Origin of the sequence: Dyadobacter sp. CY323, assembly GCF_021390245.1 — a bacterium.
Classification (GTDB): Bacteria; Bacteroidota; Bacteroidia; order Cytophagales; family Spirosomataceae; genus Dyadobacter.
On sequence record NZ_JAJUXH010000046.1, the window covers coordinates 1 to 3091 of the forward strand.

At 51.5% G+C, this 3091-nt stretch carries 2 rRNA genes; both read right to left on the bottom strand.

Features of this window, described 5'->3' with window-relative positions:
- Window positions 1-45: 45 nt before the first annotated feature.
- Window positions 46-157 (bottom strand): 5S ribosomal RNA (gene rrf, locus LZG72_RS29040).
- Window positions 158-220: 63 nt separating this feature from the next.
- Window positions 221-3042, bottom strand: a 23S ribosomal RNA gene (locus LZG72_RS29045).
- Window positions 3043-3091 lie beyond the last annotated feature (49 nt).

Below are 3091 nucleotides of genomic sequence, written 5' to 3' on the forward strand. Positions count from 1 at the left end.
TAAGCAAAAAAAGACCATCTTTTTGGGATGGTCTTATGGTTGATATTGTGGCGACTACCTACTTTACCAGGTTTGATCCAAGTATCATCGGCGGTCCGGGGCTTAACTTCTCTGTTCGGGATGGGAAGAGGTGAACACCCGGCCTATAGTCACCAACAAGTTCTTTGTGGGTGTATAAATCAATGTCATATTGGAAGTAGAAGAGAAAAAATGAAGTGTACTGTGCAAGCTGTTGGGTAATTAGTACTGCTCGGCTGAATGTATTTCTACACATACACCTGCAGCCTATCAACGTCGTAGTCTACAACGACCCTTATGTGGAAGATTCATCTTCGGGCTAGTTTCGCACTTAGATGCTTTCAGCGCTTATCTATTCCCCACATAGCTACCCGGCCATGCCACTGGCGTGACAACCGGTTCACCAGCGGTGGGTCCACCTCGGTCCTCTCGTACTAAAGGCAGCCCCCGTCAATCTTCCTACGCCCACCACAGATAGGGACCGAACTGTCTCACGACGTTCTGAACCCAGCTCGCGTGCCACTTTAATCGGCGAACAGCCGAACCCTTGGGACCTTCTCCAGCCCCAGGATGTGACGAGCCGACATCGAGGTGCCAAACCTCCCCGTCGATGTGAGCTCTTGGGGGAGATCAGCCTGTTATCCCCGGCGTACCTTTTATCCTTTGAGCGATGGCCCTTCCATACAGAACCACCGGATCACTATACCCTGGTTTCCCACCTGCTCGACCCGTCGGTCTCGCAGTCAAGCCTGCTTGTACTATTGCACTCCACACACGGTTACCAAGCGTGTTGAGCAGACCTTTGGAAGCCTCCGTTACACTTTTGGAGGCGACCACCCCAGTCAAACTACCCACCATGCACGGTCCTTGACTTTGTCAAGTTAGATCCCAGGCCAGCGAAGGGTGGTATTTCAACGTTGGCTCCCCGATGCCTGGCGACACCGGCTCACAGCCTCCCACCTATCCTACACATCCCTGACCCGAAAACAATGCAAAGCTATAGTAAAGGTGCACGGGGTCTTTCCGTCCCGTGGCGGGTAAGCGGCATCTTCACCGCTACTACAATTTCACCGAGCTCACGGCCGAGACAGTGCCCAGATCGTTACACCATTCGTGCAGGTCGGAACTTACCCGACAAGGAATTTCGCTACCTTAGGACCGTTATAGTTACGGCCGCCGTTTACTGGGGCTTCGATTCAATGCTTCTCTTGCGATGACATCCCCTCTTAACCTTCCAGCACCGGGCAGGTGTCAGGCCCTATACGTCAACTTTCGTTTTGGCAGAGCCCTGTGTTTTTGCTAAACAGTCGCCTGGGCCATTTCTCTGCGGCCTCTCATTTCTGAGGAGGCTCCCCTTCTCCCGAAGTTACAGGGTTAATTTGCCGAGTTCCTTAGCCGTGATTCACTCGAGCACCTTAGAATATTCTTCTCGACTACCTGTGTCGGTTTACGGTACGGGTTGCGTACAGCTGGCGTTTCAAAAGCTTTTCTTGGAAGCGTTTTCGCAAGTTCGCTTCGCCCGTAGGCTCTGCTCAACGCACTATTCCGTCAGTACGTACTTGCCACAATACTCCGTCACTTCTTCACACTGCATGCAAGGGCAGGAATATTAACCTGCTGTCCATCGGAGATCGCCTGTCGGCTATTCCTTAGGCCCCGCCTAACCCTCCGTTGATTAGCATAGCGGAGGAATCCTTAGTCTTTCGGTGTGCGGATTTCTCATCCGCATTATCGTTACTTATGCCTACATTTGCTTTTCTCACCAGTCCAGCCCAGCTTACGCCAAACCTTCACCCCTGTGAGAATGCTCCCCTACCGATCGTAATAAATTACTATCGCATAGCTTCGGTAATATGCTTGATGCCCGTTTATTATCGATGCCCGCCCCGCTCGACCAGTGAGCTGTTACGCACTCTTTAAATGTATAGCTGCTTCCAAGCTAACATCCTGGCTGTCTCTGCAGTCGGACCCCCTTAGTTCAACTTAGCATATATTTTGGGACCTTAGCTGATGCTCTGGGTTGTTCCCCTCTCGGACTGGGACCTTAGCACCCCAGCCCTCACTGCCGTGTATATCATGCCCCATTCGGAGTTTGTCAGAATTTGGTAGGATTTGACTCCCCCTAGTCCTATCAGTAGCTCTACCTGAACATGACTCAACCACGACGCTGTTCCTAAAAACATTTCGGGGAGTACGAGCTATTTCTCAGTTTGATTGGCCTTTCACCCCTACCCACAATTCATCCGAAAACTTTTCAACGTTTACCGGTTCGGTCCTCCACGATGTGTTACCAGCGCTTCAACCTGATCATGGGTAGATCACAAAGTTTCGCGTCTACAGCCACTGACTAATCGCCCTATTCAGACTCGCTTTCGCTTCGGCTCCTGTTCTTGAAAACATTAACCTTGCCAGTAACCGTAACTCGTAGGCTCATTATGCAAAAGGCACGGCGTCACCCGAAGGCTCCGCCCGCTTGTAAGCGCATGGTTTCAAGTTCTATTTCACCCCGCTGCTCGCGGTACTTTTCACCTTTCCCTCACGGTACTCGTTCACTATCGGTCTCTCAGGAGTATTTAGCCTTGGCGGATGGTGCCGCCGGATTCAGAGGGGATTTCACCGGTCCCCACCTACTCAGGATACTCACTCAGATAAATTCACTGCCTGTACGGGATTCTCACCCTCTACGATAGGCCTTCCCAGACCTTTCCAGTTCGCTATTTACCCACTTGGTGAGTCCTACAACCCCAGCTTGGCCGTAACCAGGCTGGTTTGGGCTCCTGCGCGTTCGCTCGCCACTACTTGCGCAATCATTGTTATTTTCTTCTCCTGCGGGTACTTAGATGTTTCAGTTCCCCGCGTTTGCCCCCCGTAGGGTAATACCACTTCATGGTACTGGGTTGCCCCATTCGGATATCTACGGATCAATGCATATGTGCTGCTCCCCGTAGCTTTTCGCAGCTTATCACGTCCTTCATCGCCTCTGAGAGCCTAGGTATCCCCCATGCGCCCTTAATTCGCTTGCGCGACTTATTTCTTCTCTTCTACTTCTCAATATGTCAATGAACTCGTTACC